Source organism: Flavobacterium sp. LMO6, assembly GCF_009495795.1.
Taxonomy (GTDB): Bacteria; Bacteroidota; Bacteroidia; order Flavobacteriales; family Flavobacteriaceae; genus Flavobacterium.
Genome location: NZ_WIBH01000008.1, coordinates 67,147 through 90,195, shown reverse-complemented (window position 1 = coordinate 90,195; position 23,049 = coordinate 67,147). Strand labels below are relative to the sequence as shown.

17 protein-coding genes are annotated in these 23,049 nt (G+C 32.8%); 15 read left to right on the top strand and 2 right to left on the bottom strand.

Annotated features, from left to right (window positions below):
• Window positions 1–158 precede the first annotated feature (158 nt).
• The 11 genes from GFJ99_RS09670 (at window position 159) to GFJ99_RS09620 (ending at window position 13,221) form a co-directional block, all read left to right on the top strand.
• Window positions 159–2,561 carry a thiamine pyrophosphate-dependent enzyme gene (locus GFJ99_RS09670; protein WP_153208531.1) on the top strand — a complete coding sequence of 801 codons (2,403 nt, stop codon included), beginning with the start codon at window positions 159–161 and terminating at the stop codon, window positions 2,559–2,561.
• 206 nt (window positions 2,562–2,767) lie between these two features.
• Window positions 2,768–4,168 (top strand): anthranilate synthase component I family protein, encoded by a 1,401-nt coding sequence (locus tag GFJ99_RS09665; RefSeq protein ID WP_153208530.1) that lies wholly within the window; start codon window positions 2,768–2,770, stop codon window positions 4,166–4,168.
• A gap of 152 nt (window positions 4,169–4,320) precedes the next feature.
• Window positions 4,321–4,884: an aminodeoxychorismate/anthranilate synthase component II gene (locus GFJ99_RS09660; protein ID WP_008257470.1), complete on the top strand. Its 564-nt coding sequence runs from the start codon at window positions 4,321–4,323 to the stop codon at window positions 4,882–4,884.
• Between the two features lie 44 nt (window positions 4,885–4,928).
• Window positions 4,929–5,921, top strand: coding sequence for an anthranilate phosphoribosyltransferase (gene trpD / locus GFJ99_RS09655; protein WP_008257467.1), 993 nt, complete (start codon window positions 4,929–4,931; stop codon window positions 5,919–5,921).
• A 75-nt stretch (window positions 5,922–5,996) separates the two neighbouring features.
• Entirely contained in the window at window positions 5,997–6,782 is a 786-nt protein-coding gene (trpC, locus tag GFJ99_RS09650) for an indole-3-glycerol phosphate synthase TrpC (protein ID WP_153208529.1), read from the top strand.
• Between the two features lie 138 nt (window positions 6,783–6,920).
• Window positions 6,921–7,556, top strand: coding sequence for a phosphoribosylanthranilate isomerase (locus GFJ99_RS09645; protein ID WP_153208528.1), 636 nt, complete (start codon window positions 6,921–6,923; stop codon window positions 7,554–7,556).
• A complete protein-coding gene (trpB, locus tag GFJ99_RS09640; protein WP_153208527.1) occupies window positions 7,546–8,733 on the top strand; it encodes a tryptophan synthase subunit beta in 1,188 nt (395 codons plus the stop codon). Before GFJ99_RS09645 ends, trpB begins: the two co-directional genes overlap by 11 nt.
• 32 nt (window positions 8,734–8,765) lie before the next feature.
• Window positions 8,766–9,530 (top strand): tryptophan synthase subunit alpha, encoded by a 765-nt coding sequence (trpA, locus tag GFJ99_RS09635; RefSeq protein WP_153208526.1) that lies wholly within the window; start codon window positions 8,766–8,768, stop codon window positions 9,528–9,530.
• Between the two features lie 129 nt (window positions 9,531–9,659).
• On the top strand, window positions 9,660–11,423 hold the full coding sequence (locus tag GFJ99_RS09630; RefSeq protein WP_153208525.1) for an APC family permease: 1,764 nt from the start codon (window positions 9,660–9,662) through the stop codon (window positions 11,421–11,423).
• A gap of 112 nt (window positions 11,424–11,535) precedes the next feature.
• On the top strand, window positions 11,536–12,060 hold the full coding sequence (locus GFJ99_RS09625) for a CIA30 family protein (protein ID WP_238990964.1): 525 nt from the start codon (window positions 11,536–11,538) through the stop codon (window positions 12,058–12,060).
• 135 nt (window positions 12,061–12,195) lie between these two features.
• On the top strand, window positions 12,196–13,221 hold the full coding sequence (locus GFJ99_RS09620) for a M28 family metallopeptidase (protein ID WP_153208523.1): 1,026 nt from the start codon (window positions 12,196–12,198) through the stop codon (window positions 13,219–13,221).
• Between the two features lie 78 nt (window positions 13,222–13,299).
• On the opposite strand, the gene glyA is transcribed toward GFJ99_RS09620, so the two are convergent.
• Window positions 13,300–14,574: a serine hydroxymethyltransferase gene (gene glyA / locus GFJ99_RS09615; protein ID WP_153208522.1), complete on the bottom strand. Its 1,275-nt coding sequence runs from the start codon at window positions 14,572–14,574 to the stop codon at window positions 13,300–13,302.
• A 112-nt stretch (window positions 14,575–14,686) separates the two neighbouring features.
• On the opposite strand from glyA, the gene fahA reads away from it, so the two are divergent.
• From fahA to clpB, 3 genes are all read left to right on the top strand, one after another.
• On the top strand, window positions 14,687–15,973 hold the full coding sequence (gene fahA / locus GFJ99_RS09610) for a fumarylacetoacetase (protein ID WP_153208521.1): 1,287 nt from the start codon (window positions 14,687–14,689) through the stop codon (window positions 15,971–15,973).
• Between the two features lie 196 nt (window positions 15,974–16,169).
• Complete coding sequence (locus tag GFJ99_RS09605) at window positions 16,170–17,351, top strand: hypothetical protein (RefSeq protein WP_153208520.1); 1,182 nt, start codon at window positions 16,170–16,172, stop codon at window positions 17,349–17,351.
• Between the two features lie 210 nt (window positions 17,352–17,561).
• The gene (gene clpB, locus GFJ99_RS09600) at window positions 17,562–20,165 is read left to right on the top strand and encodes an ATP-dependent chaperone ClpB (RefSeq protein WP_153208519.1); all 2,604 of its coding nucleotides are present in this window, start codon (window positions 17,562–17,564) and stop codon (window positions 20,163–20,165) included.
• A 106-nt stretch (window positions 20,166–20,271) separates the two neighbouring features.
• On the opposite strand, the gene GFJ99_RS09595 is transcribed toward clpB, so the two are convergent.
• Window positions 20,272–21,627: a M28 family metallopeptidase gene (locus GFJ99_RS09595; RefSeq protein WP_203228784.1), complete on the bottom strand. Its 1,356-nt coding sequence runs from the start codon at window positions 21,625–21,627 to the stop codon at window positions 20,272–20,274.
• Between the two features lie 177 nt (window positions 21,628–21,804).
• Between GFJ99_RS09595 and GFJ99_RS09590 the strand changes: the two genes are divergently transcribed.
• On the top strand, window positions 21,805–23,049 hold the full coding sequence (locus GFJ99_RS09590; RefSeq protein WP_153208517.1) for an MFS transporter: 1,245 nt from the start codon (window positions 21,805–21,807) through the stop codon (window positions 23,047–23,049).

Here is a 23,049-nt window from a genome sequence, read left to right as displayed (position 1 = left end):
ATTTCACAACATAACTGCAATTTTTAATGAATTGATTGCGTTTTTCAAATTAAAACTATTGATAATTTAATAATAATTAAAAAAATATTACACTATCTATTGTTTTATTACTGGTTTTAATTAAATTTGTTTAAATATCAAATTCGGATAAACGGCTTATGAAAGTAGCAACAACACCAGAGGTAGTTTCTTTTGAAGATTTCAAAAAAGAGGTCATCAACGATTATAAAATTGCAAAAATTAGTAGAGAATGTAGCCTTCTTGGAAGAAAGGAAGTGCTTACTGGCAAAGCTAAATTTGGTATTTTTGGTGACGGAAAAGAAGTACCGCAATTGGCATTAGCAAAAGCATTTCAAAATGGAGATTTCCGTTCTGGATACTACCGCGATCAAACTTTTATGATGGCAATTGGCGAATTAAATATCGAGCAATTTTTTGCCGGCTTATATGGTCATACCGATATAAATTTTGACCCAATGAGTGCTGGACGCCAAATGGGCGGTCACTTCGCAACACATTCATTAGACGAAAACGGAAATTGGAAAAACTTAACCCAACAAAAAAATTCGAGTTCTGATATTTCACCTACTGCTGGGCAAATGCCTCGTTTATTAGGATTGGCTCAGGCTTCTAAAATATACCGAAATGTTTCTGGAATTAACCAAACTAATTTTTCTGAAAACGGAAATGAAGTGGCTTGGGGAACCATCGGAAATGCTTCAACTTCTGAAGGTTTATTCTTTGAAACTATTAATGCTGCTGGTGTTTTACAAGTACCAATGGTAATGAGTGTTTGGGACGACGAATACGGAATTTCGGTTCACGCTCGTCATCAAACAACTAAAGAAAACATCTCAGAAATCTTAAAAGGATTTCAACGTGATGAAAATAATAAAGGTTATGAAATCTTACGCGTTAAAGGTTGGGATTACCCATCTTTAGTCGAAACGTATCAAAAAGCATCGCAAATTGCGCGTGAAGAACATGTTCCAGTTTTAGTGCATGTTCAAGAATTAACGCAACCACAAGGTCACTCAACTTCTGGAAGTCACGAGCGCTACAAAAATGCAAATCGTTTGGCTTGGGAAAGTGAATTTGATTGTTTGGCTAAAATGAAAAATTGGTTAATTGAAAACAATATTGCTACTTTAGAAGAGTTAGATGAAATTGATACTAAAGCTAAAAAAGACGTTTTAGAAGGCAAAAAAGCCGCTTGGACAAACTTTACAGCACCAATAAAAGCAGAACAACAAGAATTAGTTTCATTACTAAATACCATAGCAGCTCAAAGTGATAATAAAGTTTTTATGGATAAAATTGCAAATGACATTGCATCGATTAAAGAACCTATTCGAAAAGATCTTTTAGTTGCTTCTAGGAAAGCGTTACGCATGATTATTAAAGAAAATTCACGCGTAAATTTAGCTTCATGGATTGAAAATTATTTAGAAAAAATTCAACCAAAATTTAGTTCGCACTTATTTTCGCATTCAGACAAAAACGTTTTAAATGCAAAAGAAGTTTTACCTATTTATGATGCTTCAGTAGAAGATGTTGATGCTCGTTTGGTTTTAAGAGATAATTTTGATGCTATTTTTTCAAAATATCCAGAAACGCTAATTTTTGGAGAAGATGCAGGAAACATTGGTGATGTAAACCAAGGTTTAGAAGGCATGCAAGAAAAATATGGAGAATTACGCGTTGCCGATGTGGGAATTCGTGAAGCTACTATTTTAGGTCAAGGAATTGGAATGGCAATGCGTGGATTACGTCCAATTGCTGAAATTCAATATTTAGATTATTTGTTGTACGCTATCCAAATCATGAGTGATGATTTAGCAACATTACAATACAGAACAGCTGGTCGTCAAAAAGCACCGTTAATTATAAGAACTCGTGGTCACCGTTTAGAAGGTGTTTGGCATTCAGGTTCACCAATGGGTATGATTATCAATGCTATTAGAGGAATTCACGTTTTAGTTCCTAGAAACATGACCAAAGCTGCTGGTTTTTATAATGCTTTGTTAGAATCAGATGAACCCGCATTAGTAATCGAATGTTTAAATGGTTACCGTTTAAAAGAAAAAATGCCAACAAATTTAGGTGAATTCAAAACACCTATCGGAGTGGTTGAAACTATTAAACAAGGAACGGATATCACATTAGTTTCTTACGGATCTACTTTACGTTTAGTTGAACAAGCGGCAAACGAGTTAGAATCTGTTGGAATTAGCGCTGAAATTATTGATATACAATCGTTATTACCTTTCGATATTAATCATGATATTGTAAAATCGGTAGCAAAAACAAGTCGTTTATTAGTAATTGACGAAGATGTTCCTGGTGGAGCAAGTGCTTATATTTTACAAGAAATTATAGAAAATCAAAAAGCCTACCAACATTTAGATAGCGCACCACAAACATTGGCTTCAAAAGCACACCGTCCTGCATATGGAACCGATGGAGATTACTTCTCAAAACCTTCAACAGAAGACATTTTTGAGAAAGTATATGCGATTATGAATGAGGCAAATCCAACAAAATATCCAAGTTTGTATTAAAAAATTTGTTTATTCAAAATTTTATTCGAAATATTTGCAACATACAATTAAGAAAATGATTTCAATTTTAAACAATACTTGGTGGTGGTCTAACTTACGTCGAACTTCGTGAGCGAATCCTGCTATAGTATCATTTAAAACCAAATACATAGAAAAGGCTTGTCAATCACGACAAGCCTTTTTTTATTGCCAAAAATTAAACAAATATGAAAAAATACAAGTTACATACTAATTACAAACAAATTCTAGCTGACACTATTACGCCAGTAAGTGTTTACTTAAAAATTCGCGATAAGTTTCCTAATAGTATTTTGTTAGAAAGTTCTGATTATCATGCGAATGACAACAGTTTTTCTTACATCTGTTTCAATCCAATTGCTTCTATTAAAGTGGAAAATCAAAAAATTGAAACAAATTTTCCAGATGGTTTTTCAGAAATTATACCAATTGATGCAGCTGTAAACGTGGCTAAAGAAATTGAAAATTTCTCAAAGCAATTTCTAACTGAAAAGTCGGATTTCAAATTTATTACACAAGGATTATTTGGTTACATAAGTTACGATGCCATTCAATATTTTGAAAAAGTATCGATTGCAAAAAAATCAACAGAAAATGAAATTCCTGAAATCTATTACGCTGTTTATCAAAATATTATTGCCATCAATCATTTCAAAAACGAAGCGTATTTATTTTGTCATAGTTTTGACGGAAGCAACAATATCGCTGAAATTGAACAATTATTACAATCGAAAAACTTTGCTTCATTTTCGTTTCAAAAATCAGGAAACGGCACTTCAAACTTAACCGATGACGAATTCAAAAACTACGTTTCACTAGCCAAAAAACATTGTTTACGTGGCGATGTTTTCCAATTGGTGCTTTCTAGACGATTTTCACAAAGCTTTAAAGGTGATGAATTCAATGTATATCGTGCTTTACGAAGCATTAACCCTTCACCGTATTTGTTCTATTTCGATTATGGAAATTTCAAAATATTTGGTTCATCACCAGAAGCGCAATTGGTAATTAAAAATAACTATGCCGAAATTCATCCTATCGCAGGCACATTCAAACGAACCGGAAACGACGAACAAGATGCCGAATTAGCCAAAAGGTTAGGTCAAGACGCCAAAGAAAACAGCGAACACGTCATGTTAGTCGATTTAGCAAGAAACGATTTAAGCCGAAGTTGTAACGAAGTTAAAGTAGAGAAATACAAGGAAGTTCAATTTTTCTCTCACGTGATTCATTTGGTATCAAAAGTATCAGGAAAATTAAAAGAAAATCATACTTTTATGGAATTAGTTGCCAAAACATTTCCTGCAGGAACTTTAACGGGAGCCCCGAAAATAAAAGCCATGCAATTAATTGAAAATATTGAGAAATCTAATCGAAGTTTCTACGGTGGTGCAATTGGAGTACTCGATTTTGAAGGCAATTTCAATCACGCCATTATGATTCGTTCCTTTTTAAGTAAAAATCACACCTTACATTTTCAAGCTGGAGCCGGAATTGTAGAAAGTTCCTCCGAAGAAAACGAAATGCAAGAAGTGTACAACAAGTTAGGCGCTTTGCAAAAAGCTTTAGATTTAGCAGAAAACATATAAACAAATGCAAGAACAAGTTCAATAACAAATTGTCAAGTCGAGCGTAGTCGAGACTTTTTAAATTTTCAAATTTTTAAAATCTGTGTTCCAAAAAAAATGAACTTGAATTTTAAAATTGAATTTGCCCTTGAAATTGAAAAAAAATTAAAGAAATGAAAATAGCAGTTATAGACAATTACGATAGTTTTACCTACAATTTAGTCCACTATTTAGAGGATTTGAATGTTCAAGTAACCGTTTTTAGAAACGATGAATTTGAATTGAATGAATTAGAAAAATTCGATAAAATATTACTTTCGCCAGGTCCAGGCATTCCAGATGAAGCCGGCTTATTAAAAGAGGTTATCAAAAAATATGCTGCTACAAAAAGTATTTTCGGAGTTTGTTTAGGTTTACAAGCTATAGGAGAAGTTTTCGGTGGCACTTTAACCAACCTAGAAAAAGTCTATCACGGTGTGGCAACTCAAGTCACTAAAACGGAAGATGATTTCATTTTCAACGATTTACCTAATGACATTGAAGTGGGACGTTACCATTCATGGGTCGTTTCCAACGAAAACCTTCCAGCTGATTTAATCGTAACTTCTGTTGATGAAAATGGTGAAATCATGTCGATGAAACATGCTCATTTAGATATTAGAGGAGTTCAATATCATCCTGAAAGTGTGTTAACTCCTTTCGGAAAAAAAATCCTAGAAAATTGGCTTTTGAATTAGTATTCAGTAGTCAGTTAGAAGTGTTCAGTTTATAAAAAATTCAAATGAAAAACATATTAAATCGATTAATTAATCACGAAATCTTAACCAAAGAAGAAGCCAAAGACGTATTGGTCAATATTTCTTCTGGAAGTTATAATCCAAGCCAAATGGCTGCTTTTATGACGGTTTATATGATGCGAAGTATTACTATAGAAGAATTATCTGGTTTCCGTGAAGCTTTGTTAGAATTGTGTATTCCCGTTGATTTTTCCGCTTACAATACTATTGATTTGTGTGGAACTGGTGGCGATGGAAAAGACACTTTTAATATTTCAACTTTAGCTTCTTTTATCGTAGCTGGTGCCGGAATTAAAGTGGCAAAACACGGCAATTATGGCGTGTCTTCAATTTCAGGATCGAGTAATGTGATGGAAAAAATGGGGGTGAAATTTACTAACGATTCCGATTTTCTAACTAAATCCATCGAAGAAACTAATATTGCTATTTTGCACGCGCCACTCTTCCACCCTGCTATGAAAAATGTGGGTCCGATTCGAAAAGAATTAGGGGTAAAAACTTTTTTTAATATGTTGGGACCAATGGTAAATCCTTCCTTTCCAAAAAATCAAATGGTTGGTGTTTTTAGTTTAGAATTGGCTCGAATGTATGCGTATTTATACCAAAACACGACCACTAACTATTCCATCTTACATGGATTGAGTGGGTTTGACGAAGTTTCATTGACCGATGAAGTGAAAATCATTTCCAACACATCCGAACAGATTTTAAAACCATCCGATTTCAAATTACCCGAATGTAAACTAGAATCCATAAAAGGAGGAACAACAATAGATGAATCTGCTAAAATTTTCTACGATGTCATTTCTGGAAAAGGATCAACGGCTCAAAACAATGTGGTTTGTGTTAATGCTGCCATCGCCATTCAAACCATTGAAAAATCGAATTATGATGAAGCTATAGCAAAAGCGCAAGAAAGTTTAGTAAGCGGAAAAGCATTAGAAAAAATGAAAAAATTAATCGAAATAAGTAACTAAAATTTATCCATTCGAGCGCAGTCGAGAACATACGAACATCTCGAATCCGCTCGATGTGACACAAAATAAGTAACCATGAATATCTTAGATAAAATAATCATCGATAAAAAGCGAGAAGTGCAATTAAAGAAAAGCATTATACCTGTTTCGCAATTGGAAGCTTCTGTTTTGTTCAACTCTCGAACGTATTCGTTAAGTAAATTATTAAAAAACAGCGTTTCAGGAATTATTGCGGAGCATAAACGTCGTTCGCCTTCGAAATCGATTATCAATAACAATCATTCCGTTGAAGATGTGGTTTTAGGATACCAAAATGCTGGAGTTTGTGGGATTTCAGTTTTAACCGATTCCAAGTATTTTGGTGGAAGTTTAGATGATTTATTATTAGCAAAAGCTACTGTAAATATTCCATTATTACGAAAAGAATTCATTGTTGACGAATATCAAATTCTAGAAGCCAAAGCCAACGGAGCCGATGTTATTTTACTAATTTCAGCCGTTTTAACTCGAAATGAAATCAAACAACTTTCAGAATTTGCTCAAAGTTTAGGATTAGAAGTACTATTAGAAGTGCACAATTTGGAAGAATTAGAAAAATCGATTATGCCAAGTTTGGATATGATTGGTGTAAACAATCGCAATTTAAAAACCTTTGAAGTGAGTTTGGATTACAGCAAAGAATTAGCTTCTAAAATTCCAGACGAATTTGTAAAAGTTTCAGAAAGTGGCATTAGTTCTATTGAAGCAGTGAAAGAATTACAACAATTTGGTTATCAAGGATTTTTAATGGGAGAACACTTTATGAAAACGGAAAATCCTGGGTTGGAAGCTAAAAGTTTTATAACCAACTTAATTTTTTAAAATTAACTACATAGAAATATAGATTAAAAATGTAAGAGGAATTCTCAGTAAACATAGGCTGTAAAATCTTAAAAAAGTGAAATATCTAGACAAAATAAATCTAAAAACTATGTTTCTATGTGGTAAAAATATAAGATTATGAAAAACGTAAAACTGAAAATTTGTGGAATGAAATATCCAGAGAATATTCAAGATATTTCAACTTTACATCCTGATTATTTGGGTTTTATTTTCTGGGAAAAATCGAGTCGGTATATGAATTTAGAAACAATTCCTGAAATTCCAAAATCTATCAAAAAAGTCGGAGTTTTTGTAAATTCATCCATACAAGAAATTATTTCAAAAGTAAAGCAATATGAACTAGATGTCGTACAATTACACGGCAATGAATCCGCAAGTTTTTGTACCGAAATCAAACACCTGAATGTCGAAATTATCAAAGTATTTTCCATTGGTACTAATTTTGATTTCAGCGTTTTAGAAAAATTTCTTCCAATGGTTGATTATTTTCTTTTTGATACCAAAGGAAAATTACCTGGCGGAAACGGCGTTACTTTCGATTGGAACCTGTTGGAAAAATATCCATTTGACAAACCGTTTTTCTTGAGTGGTGGCATTGGAATAAATGAATGGGAAGCGATTAAAGCGTTCCAAAAAACCAAAGTTGCTGAAAAATGTATCGCTATCGACGTAAACAGCCAATTTGAAACAAAACCCGGCTTGAAAAATAAAATTGAATTAGAAAAATTTAAAAAATTGCTTTATGAAATATAATGTTGACGAAAACGGCTTTTACGGCCAGTTTGGAGGAGCTTTCATTCCTGAAATGTTATACCCAAATGTAGAAGAATTAAAAGAAAATTATGTAAAAATAATGGCTGAATCTTCATTTCAAGAAGAATTTAATGAGTTGTTGCAACAATTTGTTGGTCGACCTACGCCATTATATTTTGCCAAACGTTTATCAGAAAAATACAATACTAAAATCTACTTGAAACGAGAAGATTTGTGTCATACAGGCGCACACAAAATCAACAACACGATTGGCCAAATTTTAGTCGCCAAACGTTTAGGAAAAACTCGAATTATTGCCGAAACTGGCGCTGGTCAACACGGTGTTGCAACGGCAACCGTTTGCGCTTTAATGGGTTTGGAATGCATTGTGTATATGGGTGAAGTCGACATTAAAAGACAAGCACCAAACGTAGCTCGAATGAAAATGTTAGGAGCAGAAGTTCGTCCAGCCACTTCGGGTTCAAAAACGTTGAAGGATGCCACCAATGAAGCCATTCGCGATTGGATCAACAATCCGATTGATACGTTTTATATTATTGGTTCTGTGGTTGGACCTCATCCTTATCCCGATATGGTTGCCCGTTTTCAAAGTGTGATATCAAAAGAAATTAAATCCCAACTTCTAACACAAGAAGGCAGAGAAAATCCAGATTACGTGATTGCTTGTGTGGGTGGCGGAAGTAATGCTGCTGGTGCTTTTTACGAATTTTTAGATGAAGAATCAGTAAAATTAATTGCTGTGGAAGCCGCTGGTCATGGTGTAAATTCTGGAGAAAGTGCGGCGACTTCTGTTTTGGGAAAAATTGGCATCATACACGGAAGTAAAACTTTATTAATGCAAACCGAAGACGGACAAATTACTGAGCCTTACTCTATTTCTGCTGGATTGGATTATCCTGGTGTGGGTCCGCTTCATGCGCATTTACACGACACCAAACGCGCTGAATTTATTGCAATCACCGATTCAGAAGCCATGCAATCAGGATTAGAAATTTCAAAAACAGAAGGCATTATTCCTGCCATAGAAACAGCACACGCTTTTTCGGTTTTGGATAAAAAACATTTCCAACCAAATGATATTGTGGTTATTAACTTATCAGGAAGAGGCGATAAGGATTTGAATACGTATATCGATTATTTTAATTTGAGTGAATAGTAATTAGTAAAAAGTGATTAGCTAAAAATAACATGAATAGAATCAACCAAAAATTACAAGAAGATAAAAAACTGCTATCTATTTATTTTACAGCAGGTTATCCCAAATTAAATGATACGGTTTCCATTATTCAAGAACTGGAAAAAAATGGTGTGGATATGATTGAAATTGGGTTACCATTTTCCGATCCGTTAGCCGATGGACCTACCATTCAAGAAAGTTCGACTATTGCTATTGAAAACGGAATGACGACTTCACTCCTATTCAAACAATTAAAAGATATTCGAAAAACCGTTCAAATTCCGTTGATTATTATGGGATATTTTAATCCGATGATGCAATTTGGAATGGAGAAATTTTGTCAGAAATGTACCGAAGTTGGAATCGACGGTTTAATAATTCCTGATTTACCATTATATGTTTATGAAAATGAATACAAAGCTATTTTTGAAAAATATGGTTTAAAAAATATTTTCCTAATTACACCACAAACTTCTTTCGAACGCATTCAACAAATCGATGCTATTTCAGATAGTTTTATTTACATGGTGAGTTCGGCTGCAGTTACGGGAAGTCAATCTGGATTTGGAACAGAACAAAAAGAATATTTCAAAAGAATTGCTGATTTGAACTTGAAAAATCCGCAAATTGTAGGTTTTGGAATAAAAGACAATGAAACCTTCACGCATGCTACTCAATATCAAAAAGGAGCGATTATTGGGAGTGCTTTTATTACGTTTTTAAGAAAGAACAAAATAGAATCTATAAAAAATTTTATTGAATTAATAAAAAAATAAGAACAAATCCCAAATCCATTTCACAAATAGAATTTGGGATTTTCTATTTTTCATGATTCTAAATTTTAACAATTTTAGGTCTACCCATTAAAATTTGGTACATTTGAGATTCAGAAAAAAAATCAAAAAATGAGTAATACCCATAAAAAATTAAATCAGTTAGCTTCAACTGCAATTTGTGGAAATGATATTAGTTCATCTGTTTTATATGTTTCCGCATTAGCAATTTCATTCGCAGGACAATACGCATGGATAACATTACTAATTGTATCGTTAGTGCTTTTTTTATTCCGAAAAATTTATGGTGAAGTTGTAGGTGCTCTTCCTTTAAATGGTGGTGCATACAATGCGCTTTTAAATACAACTAGCAAAGGAACAGCATCTTTAGCGGCGACTTTAACATTGTTATCTTACATGGCAACTGCTGTAATTTCTGCAAATGAAGGTATTCATTATTTACATCATTTAATTCCTGTTTTACCAATAATACCCATTACCATCGTTTTACTTTGTGTTTTTGCGTTACTAGCTATAATAGGAATTACCGAATCTGCAAAAGTAGCAATTGGAATTTTTATTTTTCATCTAACATCATTAGCCATTTTGAGCGGATTTGTAATCTATTATTTAATTCAAAACGGTGTTGGTACTTTTTTTGAAAACTGGCATTTTCCTACAACAGGTGGAAGTATTTCTACCGCAATTTTTCTTGGATTTGCAGCCTCTATGTTAGGCGTTTCTGGATTTGAAAGTTCTGCTAATTTTGTTGAAGAGCAAGAAAAAGGCGTTTTTCCAAAAACGTTAAGAAACATGTGGTCTATTGTGAGTATTATTAATCCCTTAATGGCCATTTTTGCTCTAGCATTATTTGCAATTCCATTGTTACAAAGTAATGATTATCAAAATACATTATTAATACAAATGGGCGAACATGTTGGTGGTCATTGGATTGCTTCATTAATTGCAATAGATGCCTTTTTAGTATTAAGTGGAGCTGTTTTAACAAGTTTTGTAGGCGTTACAGGCTTATTAGAACGAATGACTTTAGATAGAATTCTTCCACCTTTCTTCTTAAAGAAAAACAAAAAAGGAAGTTCTTACAGAATTGTAATATTATTTTTAATTCTTTCTGTTTCTGTCTTATTAATTACAAACGGAGATGTGCGCTTATTAGCGGGTGTGTATACCATTTCATTTTTATCAGTAATGGCACTGTTTGGCATTGGTAACATTTTACTTAAAATAAAAAGAAATTCATTACCTAGACCAGAAAAAGCAGGTTGGTTATCAGTAATTGTTGCTATTATTGCTGTTTTAATTGCACTTTGGGGAAATGTAGTAATGCCTCCAAAAGATAATTTACCAAGTAATTTATTCGTGTTTTCAATTTATTTTGTGCCTACTATTTTATTTATAGCGGTAATGCTAAATAGAACTATTTTATTGAAGGCTATATTAAAAATATTAGATGCTTTTTTTGATCCAATTCGAAAATTTTCAGTGAATTCAGATAGAGCAATTAAAAAAGTTTTAAATAAAATTAATCAACAAGAATTTATATTTTTTACTAAAGGAGATAATATTGCTACATTAAACAAAGTAATGCTATACATTGAGCGTAATGAACATACTAAAAAAATTAAAATTGTAACGGTTTTAGAAAAAGGACAAACGGGTCCGGCCAATTTAAAACAAGAAATTGACTTTTTAGACAGAGAATATCCTGAAATTGATATTGAACTTATTATTTTAGAAGGAAAGTTTACACCTGAATTGATTCAAGAATTATCGGTAAAATGGAACATACCTGTTAACTTTATGTTTATTGGTTCTCCAAGTAATAAATTTCCATACAAAATTGAAGAATTAGGTGGTGTTAGACTGATAATTTAATGGTTAAAATCTTAAGTTGGCGTTTTTAGAATGTCAAACACAATATAAAAGAGTGTTAAATCTTTTAAAGAAGAATTCTATTTATTTACTTTTAAAGTATAAACGATTAACTATGAAACTTACTTTACTTCTACTATTAACATTTATGAACACCACAATAATTTTCGATTTTAACAAAAGCTCATCTATTAGTAATTGGAAAATTATAGATGATGGCGTTATGGGCGGTTTATCTCAAGGGCGTTTTTCTATTAATAATGATGGGAATGGTGTATTTGAAGGTGCTATTTCTCTTGAAAACAATGGCGGATTTTCTTCCGTACGCCATACCTTTAATAAGATTAATGTAAATTCAGAAAGTATAGTACGTATTCGTTTAAAAGGAGATGGAAAAGCTTATCAATTTAGAATTAAAGATAAAAACGAATCTTATTTTTCTTATATAACTACATTTCAAACTTCCGGTGAATGGCAAACTATAGACATTAAACTAACCGATTTATATCCATCTTACAGAGGTAGAAGGCTTAATTTGCCTAATTTTAATAATGATTCTTTTGAAGAAATTGTATTTTTAATCGGTAACAAAAAAAATGAATCTTTTAAATTACTACTAGACAAAATTGAACTCAAATAAAGTTACACAACTAATCAAATTTATAAATTATAACTAGAATGTGTTAAAATGTTTAAATGCTTGTAATAATAAAACAAGTTTAACGACTAAATACTATATTTGTTTTAAACTTTATAAAAAACAAAACATCAAACTATGAAAAAAATATTGTTTTCAGGTGCCGTTTTATCATTTTTACTTTCGAGTTGTACAAGTGCACAAAAAACAGCAAAGAAACCTGCAGAAGCTGGTGATTATATAAATACAATAACAGCGGCAGAACTAAGTAAACACTTATATATTGTTGCTGGTGACGAAATGGAAGGCAGAAATACTGGTGAACAGGGTCAGAAAAAAGCAGGCCAATATTTAATTAATGAATACAAAAAAGCGGGATTAAGTTATCCTGAGGCAGCAACAGATTGGTACCAAAAAGTACCTTCTGAATTTATGAAAAGAGGATTTGCACCAAAATTAAATGATTCTGAAAACATTTGGGCTTTTATTAAAGGATCAGAAAAACCAGATGAAATTGTTGTTATTTCTGCTCATTATGATCACGTAGGAATGAAAAATGGTGAAGTTTTTAATGGTGCTGATGATGATGGTTCGGGAACTGTTGCTTTGTTAGAAATTGCTCAAGCTTTTAAAGAAGCTGAGAAAAACGGACACGGACCTAAACGTTCTATTTTATTCTTACATGTAACCGGAGAAGAACATGGCTTACATGGATCAAGATTTTATTCTGAAAATCCGTTATTTCCTCTTAAAAATACTGTTGCCGATATCAATATTGATATGATTGGACGCAGAGATACAATTCATCCAAACACAAATAATTATATATATGTGATTGGTTCTGATAGGTTAAGTAGTGAATTACACACTCTTAATGAATCAGCTAATGCTAAATACACTAAGATGGAATTAGATTATAAATACAATGACAGAAACGATCCAGAAAGAATTTACTATCGTTCTGACCATTATAATTTTGCAAAACACGGAATTCCTTCTATTTTCTTCTTTAACGGAATTCATGCTGATTACCACTTACCAAGTGATACTCCAGATAAAATTGAATATGATGCTTTAGCAAAACGTGCTCAATTAGCATTTGCATTGGCTTGGGAAATTGCAAATAGAGAAGAACGAATACTAGTTGATAAAGACGGAAAATAACAATATTGAATATTATACAAAACAAAAAACTCCTGAATTTAAATATTCAGGAGTTTTTTTATTTTAAAATTGTAAGTTTTAGAAAACAAACATAGCTCTTTCACTCATTAATTCGTTTACTTCTTCTGCCACTTGTTCCAAAACAGCTTCATCAGTATAGTTCATTAACACTTTATCAATTAAAGCAACAACCGTTTCCATGTCTTCTTCTACTAAACCACGAGTGGTTATAGCTGGAGTTCCTACACGAATACCAGAAGTAACAAATGGTGATTTATCATCAAATGGTACCATATTTTTATTTACTGTAATCTCAGCTTTCACTAATGCATTTTCAGCATCTTTACCTGAAATTCCTTTATTTCTTAAATCAATTAACATCATGTGATTATCAGTACCACCAGAAATCAATTTATAACCTCTTTTATTAAATGCTTCTGCCATAGCTTGAGCATTACTTTTAACTTGCATTGCATAACGGAAAAACTCATCGGTTAAACATTCTCCAAAAGCAACGGCTTTAGCAGCAATAATATGCATTAATGGTCCTCCTTGATTTCCTGGAAAAACCGACATATCTAATACATGACTCATCATTCTGATTTCTCCTTTTGGAGTAGTTAATCCCCAAGGATTTTCAAAGTCTTGGCCCATCATAATCATTCCACCTCTTGGTCCTCTTAAGGTTTTATGTGTAGTTGTTGTAACAATATGACAATGCGGAATTGGATCGTTTAATAACCCTTTTGCAATTAAACCTGCTGGATGTGAAATATCGGCTAACAATAAAGCACCAACGCTATCTGCTATTGCTCTGAAACGGGCAAAATCCATATCACGAGAATAAGCAGAAGCTCCTGCAATAATCATTTTGGGTTTACTTGCTAAAGCAATTTCTTGAATTTTATCATAATTTAAAACACCAGTTTCTTCTTCTACACCATAAAAAACAGGATTGTATAATTTACCCGAAAAATTTACAGGAGAACCATGTGTTAAATGCCCTCCATGAGATAAATCAAACCCTAAAATAGTATCTCCTGGTTTTAAACAAGCTGCAAAAACCGCTGTATTTGCCTGAGATCCAGAATGTGGTTGTACATTTACATATGCTGCTCCAAATAAAGCTTTAGCTCTATCAATAGCAATTTGTTCCACAACATCTACCACTTCACAACCACCATAGTAACGCTTACCAGGATAGCCTTCGGCATATTTGTTTGTTAAACATGAACCAGCAGCTTCCATCACTTGGTCACTTACAAAGTTTTCAGAAGCAATTAATTCAATTCCGTGAATTTGTCTATCTTGTTCGTCAAGAATTAGGTCAAAAATTTGTTCGTCGCGTTGCATTGCAATAAATATTCGTTAAAATTAGGTCAAAATTACAAAAAAGGTTTGTTACATTGATAGATAATTTTATATTTGATTCATAATTTTTCAACAACAAACTAACAATATATTTATGCCAATTATCGCAAACGATATTAACAGAAAATCATGGATTCCTGTACCAGAAAACAGCGACTTCCCTATTCAAAACATTCCTTTTGGTGTTTTTATTACAAAAGATGACGTTATAACCATTGGAACTCGAATTGGAAATTGCGCAATTGATATGGGCGCATTACAACAATTAGGGTATTTTGAAGGTATTGAATTAACAGACGATATGTTCATGCAAGATACTTTAAACGATTTTATTTCTGACGGAAAGAAAACTTGGCGATTAGTTCGTAATCGTTTAGCTGAACTTTTTGATGAAAATAATTCAAAATTAAGAGACAACAAAAAACATAGAGATGTTGTAATTTTTAAAGTAGAAGATATTGAAATGCTTTTACCTGTTCAAATTGGTGATTATACCGATTTTTACAGCTCTAAAGAACATGCAACTAACGTAGGAAAAATGTTTCGTGATCCAGAAAATGCATTATTACCAAACTGGTTACATATACCGGTAGGTTATCACGGAAGAAGTTCTACAATTGTTCCTTCAGGAATTCCAGTACACAGACCTTACGGACAAACGTTACCAAACGGAGAAACAACTCCTGTTTTTGGACCTTCTAGATTAGTCGATTTTGAATTAGAAACTGCATTTATTACAACTGATGCTAATTTAATGGGAGAACCTATTCCAGTTGAAGATGCAGAAGATCATATATTTGGTATGGTTTTATTTAACGATTGGAGTGCTCGTGATATTCAAAAATGGGAATATGTGCCACTTGGCCCATTCCTAGCAAAAAACTTTGCCTCGTCAATTTCTCCTTGGATTGTAACAATGGATGCGTTAGAACCATTCCGTGTAAAAGGACCTGAACAATCCCCAGAACCATTGCCTTACTTACAACAAAAAGGTAAAAAAGCATTTGACATTAATTTAGAAGTTATAATTCATCCTGAAAATTCAGAAGAAACTGTAGTTTCTCGTTCCAACTTCAAATACATGTATTGGTCTATGGCGCAACAATTGGCGCATCATACCATTAATGGATGTAGAGTGAATTCAGGAGACATGATGGGAAGTGGAACGATTTCTGGACCAACAGAAGATTCTTTTGGTTCAATGCTCGAATTAACTTGGGGCGGTCAAAAACCAATTAAAATGAACGATGGCACAGAAAGAAAATTCATAAACGACAACGATACTGTAATTGTTAGAGGATTTTGCCAAAAAGATAATTTCAGAATCGGTTTTGGAGAAGTTTCGAGTAAACTTTTACCAGCAGTTGATTTGAAATTTTAAACTGATATTTATTTACTAGTAAACTCCGAAATTTAATTTCGGAGTTTTTTTTTAAGCCTTTTAGAAGTGGCATCCTTTTTGTTTTATGAAAAAAAACAAAAAGATAAAAGGTTCAGCTAGTCTCAAGATTTAAAAAAGCGAATCAACAATACAATTAGCCCCGAAAAAATTTTATCTTTGTCAAAATAACCTTTTTATGAAGAAAATTACTTTATTATTTTTATCGCTTATTGTTGTTTCATGTGGTGTGAAGCAAACACAATCTATGCTAAGTAATGGCGATTATGATGGCGCCATCAATCGAGCTTTAGAAGGCTTAAGAACCAATAAAAACTCTAAAGGAAACCAAGATTATGTGTATTTGTTAGAAGAAGCTTTTGCTAAGGCAAAGCAACGCGATTTAGAATCTTTAAACTTATTGATTAAAGAGAATAATCCGGCTAACTATGAAAGGGTTTTTAACTTATATACTCAACTTCACAATCGTCAAGAACGCATTAAGCCTGTTTTACCATTACAGTTAATTAAAGAAGGTAGAAATGCTATTTTTCCTATGGATGACTATTCAGATGAATTAATAAGTAGTAAAAATAATTTATCTGGATTTTTATATGCTAATGCAAAAAAATTATTACTGTCTAAAAACAAAATGGACTTTAGACAAGCCTATGATGATTTAGCTTACTTAGATAGATTAAATCCAAACTATAAAGATGTTCGTAGTTTAATGGATGAAGCCCAATTTAAAGGAACCGACTTTGTTCATGTTTATACCAAAAATGAAACGAATATGGTAATTCCAACGCGTTTACAAGACGATTTATTGGATTTTAGCACATATGGAATAAATGATAAATGGACGGTTTACCATAACAATAAACAAAAAAACATCAACTATGATTTTGGTATGATCGTGAACTTTAGACAAATTAATATTTCTCCAGAACAAGTGAGAGAAAAACAATTTATCAAAGAAAAACAAATTAAGGACGGAACTAAAACTTTGTTAGACGCAAACGGAAATGTAGTTAAAGACAGTTTAGGCAATGCTATTAAAGTGGATAACATGAAAACGATTACCGTTAGTATTTACGAATTTACACAGTTTAAATCGTGCCAAGTAACCGCTAAAGTAGATTATATTGATTTTAGAACCAACCAATTAATTGATGCTTTTCCTGTAACGAGCGAATTTATTTTTGATTACATCTACGCTAACTATAACGGAGATAAACGTGCCTGTGAAGAAAATTATTACCAGTTTTTTGATCGTAGAGCCGTTCCTTTTCCAAGTAATGAACAAATGGTTTATGATACTGGCGAAGATTTAAAAGCAAAACTAAAAGGCATTATTACCAATAATAAGTTTAGAAGGTAAGTTTTATATAGATTAAGAATTAAAGACAGTATTAAAATACTGTCTTTTTTTTTGCTTACGAGAATTTAAAATTCAAAAAAATGACACTTTTTAAGTCATTTTGACATTATTTTAAATATAAAACCATTCAAAATCAGTCATATTGACCGATTATTAACATTGGAATACATATTGACGATTCATATAGTAAGCAACAAAAACAAAGCAACTATGAACATCAACAAATTTACAATCAAATCGCAAGAAGCTTTGCAACAAGCTCAGCAAATTGCTCAAAGTTTTGGACAACAACAAGTCGAAAACGAACATATTTTTAAAGGCGTTCTAGAAGTAGATGAAAATGTAACACCTTTCATTTTGAAAAAACTCAACATTAATATTGAGCTCTTCAAAAAGGTATTAGATAGCACCATTCAAAGTTTTCCAAAAGTATCTGGAGGAGAAATGCAATTCTCTCGCGATGCAGGAACTGCGATGAACGAAGCGGAAATCATTGCTAAAAAGATGAATGATGAATTCGTTTCTATCGAACATTTACTTTTAGCTATTTTTAAATCAAAGAGTAAAGTCGCGCAAATTTTAAAAGATCAAGGAGCTACTTACAACGGATTAGAAGCTGCAATTTCCGAAATGCGAAAAGGAGAACGTGTAACATCAGCTTCAGCAGAAGAAACATACAATTCACTAAACAAATATGCTAAAAACCTTAACGAATTAGCAAAAAGCGGTAAACTCGACCCTGTTATTGGTCGTGATGAAGAAATTCGCCGTGTGTTACAAATTCTAACCCGTCGTACCAAAAACAATCCAATGTTGGTTGGTGAACCTGGTGTTGGTAAAACAGCCATTGCTGAGGGTTTAGCACACCGAATTGTTGATGGTGATGTTCCAGAAAATCTAAAAGACAAAATTGTCTACTCATTAGATATGGGCGCTTTAATCGCTGGGGCAAAATACAAAGGAGAGTTTGAAGAACGATTAAAAGCAGTGGTAAAAGAAGTAACTTCTGCCGAAGGCGATATCGTACTTTTTATTGATGAAATTCACACACTTGTTGGCGCTGGTGGTGGCGAAGGTGCCATGGATGCTGCTAATATTTTAAAACCTGCTTTGGCTCGTGGCGAATTACGTGCCATTGGAGCAACAACTTTAGACGAATACCAAAAATATTTTGAAAAAGACAAAGCATTGGAACGACGTTTTCAAAAAGTTTTAGTCGATGAACCCGATACTGAAAGTGCAATTTCAATTTTGCGAGGTATCAAAGAAAAATACGAAACCCATCATAAAGTGCGTATTAAAGATGATGCTATTATTGCGGCTGTCGAATTATCACAACGTTATATTACCAATCGTTTTCTTCCAGATAAAGCAATAGATTTAATGGATGAAGCGGCTTCTAAATTGCGTATGGAAATCAATTCAAAACCAGAAGAATTGGATGTTTTGGATAGAAAAATTATGCAGTTGGAAATTGAAATGGAAGCTATTAAGAGAGAGAATGACGAAACCAAATTGAAAGTTTTAGGTTTAGATTTAGCTAATTTAAAAGAAGAGCGAAACGAAATTTTTACCAAATGGAAATCTGAGAAAGATGTGGTAGATAATATTCAAAACGTAAAACAAGAAATTGAAGATTTTAAAACCGAAGCAGAACAAGCAGAACGCAATGGTGATTATGGAAAAGTAGCCGAAATTCGTTACGGAAAAATTAAAGAAGCACAAGAACGTCTAGATGTTTTACAAATACAATTAGCTGAAAATCAATCGGGAACCTCTTTAATAAAAGAAGAAGTTACTCGAGAAGATATTGCCGAAGTTGTAGCCAAATGGACCGGAATTCCCGTAATGAAAATGCTACAAGGTGAACGAGAAAAACTTTTAAAATTGGAAGACGAATTGCATCATAGAGTTGTGGGACAAGAAGAAGCTATTGAAGCCGTAAGTGATGCTGTTCGTAGAAGTCGTGCTGGTTTGCAAGACATGAAAAAACCTATCGGTTCGTTCTTGTTCTTAGGAACTACTGGTGTGGGTAAAACAGAATTAGCAAAAGCATTAGCCGAATATTTATTTGATGATGAAAACGCGATGACTCGAATTGACATGAGTGAATACCAAGAACGCCATTCTGTAAGCAGATTAGTGGGAGCTCCTCCGGGATATGTGGGTTATGACGAAGGCGGACAATTGACTGAAGCGGTAAGAAGAAAACCGTATTCTGTAGTATTATTAGATGAAATTGAAAAAGCTCATCCTGATACTTTTAATATATTATTACAAGTTTTAGATGAAGGTCGATTAACAGATAACAAAGGTCGTGTTGCGGATTTTAAAAATACAATCATCATCATGACTTCCAATATGGGAAGCGCTATTATACAAGAAAAATTCGATAATTTAAAAGGTGGAATTGAAGCCGCTACTGAAGCCGCAAAAATAGAAGTTTTAGGTGTGTTAAAACAAACCGTTCGACCTGAGTTTATAAATAGAATAGATGAAATTGTAATGTTTACACCCTTAACTGAAGCCAATATTAAACAAATTGTAAGTTTACAACTAAAAGGTGTAACTAAAATGTTAGCGCATCAAAACATCACGATGGATGCAACTCAAGAAGCCATAGATTATTTAGCTCAGAAAGGTTACGATCCACAATATGGCGCACGACCAGTAAAACGAGTTATTCAACGTGAAGTTTTAAACCAACTTTCAAAAGAAATTTTAGCAGGAAAAGTAACTGTTGACAGCATTATTTTATTAGACAGTTTTGATGGTCAATTGGTTTTTAGAAATGAAAGTGAATTAGTGAAATAATTTAAAACCACCATAAAACCCCTTAATTCATGGGTTAAAATGAGTTAGATTGTTTTAGTTTGAGAAACACCGGTTAAAGTTTAATCGGTGTTTCTTTTTTTTAAAATTACTTTCTCTTAAAAGTAGTTCTTATAATATCATTTGGGAATACCACAACACTCTCGTGACCAGATTTAGAAACAGAAGCTACTCCAAAATAATAATTATCAATTACAATTCCTTCCAGTTCAAAATTATCTACATCACCTACAAAACGACTAAATTCCCATTGTGGTGAAGTGGTTAAGCGCCAATAAATTTTATATCCAATTATATTTTCATCAGAAACCTTATCCCATTTTAATTTGGTGTTGGGTTGCACAATACCTCCAATTTTTACATTTTTAGGTTCAGGTGTTGCCCATGCTAAACTGGCTAATGTAATTGCATTTACAGCAGTTAATTTTTTTGCATATTCAAAATTAACACCTTCAATAACATCACCATATTTAATTCCATTTTCAGTTCGTAAATCTTGATGTTGGCGATTATAATTTTCATGTGCTTCCATAATTCGTACACCCGAAAAACCTAAATCATTAAAAGGTCTATGATGTCCTCCTCTTCCAAATCTATCCAATCGATACACCATCATCGGATTCATTTCAGACATATAGGTAGTGGTTAATTTATGAATGTATCTTGCTAATTGACGTGAAATACCATCTACTTCTCCACCATAAAAACGTCTGTTATTTCTTTCCTTTTCCGTTTCTGTAATAGGTGTTGGTTCAGAAAATATTCTAAAAGTTCGATTATCAATCACACCATCAACTCCTTCAATATTTCCAATCATATCATTGTTTAGAACTCCAATAATATCCCAATTATTCTTTTTTGCGTATTCGGCAAAACCTTTTCCACCAAACAAACCTTGCTCCTCGCCCGATAATCCTAGATATACAATGTTATAATCAAATTTATACTTCGATAAAACTCTTGCAGCTTCAATTGTTCCTGCCATTCCAGAAGCATTATCATTTGCACCAGGAGCATCTTTAGTAAAATCGATTGGATCTGAATTTCTGCTATCAATATCACCTGTCATAATCACGTAACGATTGCTGTTTTTTGTGCCTTTTTGAACCGCCACAACATTTACAATCCATGTGTCTTTTGGAACGCGTTCACCATCATTTGTGGTTACATAATCTTTTTGATAAAAAACGTCTAAGCAATTAGAACAATTTTTTGAAATAGTTTCAAATTCAGATTTAATCCATCGTCTTGCAGCGCCTATTCCTCTTTTAGTAGAAATAGTATCGCTAAATGTATTTCTTGTTCCAAAATTGGCTAACGATTTAATATCATTCTCAATTCTTTTAGATGATACTTCGGTTATGATATCATAAACTCTAGCGTCGGTTTGCGAAAAAACAAAACCACCTAAAAGCATCATAAACAATACATAATATTTTTTCATCATAATTTTTATTTCAAATTTAGTAATTCAAATTGTAAGTACACAAAAGAATTAACACAAAACAAAACAACTTTGTTAAGCTAACTCTAGTAAAAATGTTAAATTTAAATTTCAAACCAATTCAATTTTATTCAGATAATATTTATTTTTACCAAATTAACTAACAAAACTTCATAAATGTCAAATTTCACAACTAAAGAAAAATTAAAACATTTGTTGTCTTTTCCTGTAATTGTAGCTGCATTAGGCTACTTTGTTGACATATATGATTTATTACTTTTTGGAATTGTTCGTGTTCCAAGTTTAAAAGATTTAAATTTAGACATAGACACGGCAGGAACATTAATTCTGAATTTTCAAATGGTTGGTTTGCTTTTAGGAGGAATTCTTTGGGGAGTTTTAGGTGATAAAAAAGGGCGTCTTTCTGTTTTATTTGGATCTATTTTAGTTTATTCTATAGCTAATATTGCTTGTGGTTTCTTACCTCATTTTCCTGTTGAAGACAAAACCATGTTATATGCCTGGTTGCGCTTTATTGCGGGAATTGGCTTGGCTGGTGAACTTGGAGCCGGAATTACTTTAGTGTCTGAATCGTTACCAAAACATTTACGAGCTATTGGAACTTCCATAGTAGCTGGTTTTGGTTTGCTTGGAGCAGTGGTAGCGCAACTAACAGTTGAACTTGCTGGAGATTGGACTATTGCCTATTTTATTGGAGGTGCTTTAGGATTAATGCTTTTAGTATTGCGAATAAGTGTAGCAGAATCGGGCATTTACAATGATATTAGACACGACAGTAATATTAAAAAAGGGAATTTCTTTTCGTTTTTTACCAATTGGAATCGCTTTGTAAAATACATAAAGTGTATTGCAATTGGATTACCGACCTGGTTTTGCATTGGAATTTTAGCAGTAATGGGCAATCAATTTGCACCTGTTTTAGGAATTGATTCAATTCAACCCGGAAAAGCTATAATGTGGGCTTATGTTGGAATTTCTATAGGAGATTTTGCTAGCGGTTTTATTTCGCATTGGCTTCATTCTAGAAAGAAAGCTATATTCTACATGATGCTGTTTACACTTGTAGGAATTGGTTTAATGCTTTTTGGCGGAACAAAAACAGAAAACATGTATTACTTTTATTGTGCATGGTTAGGCTTAGGAACTGGCTATTGGGCTATGTTTGTAACGGTTGGAGCTGAACAATTTGGAACAAATATTAGAAGTACAGCTACAACGACCATTCCAAATATGGTTAGAGGATTAGTCCCTGTTATGTTAATAGCCTTTGATAGTCTTAAAATTAATAATGGCGTAATTATTGCAGCTTGCATTCTGGGAGTATTTGCTTTTGGACTAGGTATTTATGCCACCTTAACAATAGACGAAACCCATAATAAAGACTTAGATTTTAATGAATAA

Bases quoted from the DNA above. Each gene is read 5' to 3' on its own strand.
- GFJ99_RS09670 (WP_153208531.1), top strand. From the start codon at position 159: ATGAAAGTAGCAACAACACCAGAGGTAGTTTCTTTTGAAGATTTCAAA.
- GFJ99_RS09665 (WP_153208530.1), top strand. From the start codon at position 2,768: ATGAAAAAATACAAGTTACATACTAATTACAAACAAATTCTAGCTGAC.
- GFJ99_RS09660 (WP_008257470.1), top strand. From the start codon at position 4,321: ATGAAAATAGCAGTTATAGACAATTACGATAGTTTTACCTACAATTTA.
- trpD (WP_008257467.1), top strand. From the start codon at position 4,929: ATGAAAAACATATTAAATCGATTAATTAATCACGAAATCTTAACCAAA.
- trpC (WP_153208529.1), top strand. From the start codon at position 5,997: ATGAATATCTTAGATAAAATAATCATCGATAAAAAGCGAGAAGTGCAA.
- GFJ99_RS09645 (WP_153208528.1), top strand. From the start codon at position 6,921: ATGAAAAACGTAAAACTGAAAATTTGTGGAATGAAATATCCAGAGAAT.
- trpB (WP_153208527.1), top strand. From the start codon at position 7,546: ATGAAATATAATGTTGACGAAAACGGCTTTTACGGCCAGTTTGGAGGA.
- trpA (WP_153208526.1), top strand. From the start codon at position 8,766: ATGAATAGAATCAACCAAAAATTACAAGAAGATAAAAAACTGCTATCT.
- GFJ99_RS09630 (WP_153208525.1), top strand. From the start codon at position 9,660: ATGAGTAATACCCATAAAAAATTAAATCAGTTAGCTTCAACTGCAATT.
- GFJ99_RS09625 (WP_238990964.1), top strand. From the start codon at position 11,536: ATGAAACTTACTTTACTTCTACTATTAACATTTATGAACACCACAATA.
- GFJ99_RS09620 (WP_153208523.1), top strand. From the start codon at position 12,196: ATGAAAAAAATATTGTTTTCAGGTGCCGTTTTATCATTTTTACTTTCG.
- glyA (WP_153208522.1), bottom strand. From the start codon at position 14,574: ATGCAACGCGACGAACAAATTTTTGACCTAATTCTTGACGAACAAGAT.
- fahA (WP_153208521.1), top strand. From the start codon at position 14,687: ATGCCAATTATCGCAAACGATATTAACAGAAAATCATGGATTCCTGTA.
- GFJ99_RS09605 (WP_153208520.1), top strand. From the start codon at position 16,170: ATGAAGAAAATTACTTTATTATTTTTATCGCTTATTGTTGTTTCATGT.
- clpB (WP_153208519.1), top strand. From the start codon at position 17,562: ATGAACATCAACAAATTTACAATCAAATCGCAAGAAGCTTTGCAACAA.
- GFJ99_RS09595 (WP_203228784.1), bottom strand. From the start codon at position 21,627: ATGAAAAAATATTATGTATTGTTTATGATGCTTTTAGGTGGTTTTGTT.
- GFJ99_RS09590 (WP_153208517.1), top strand. From the start codon at position 21,805: ATGTCAAATTTCACAACTAAAGAAAAATTAAAACATTTGTTGTCTTTT.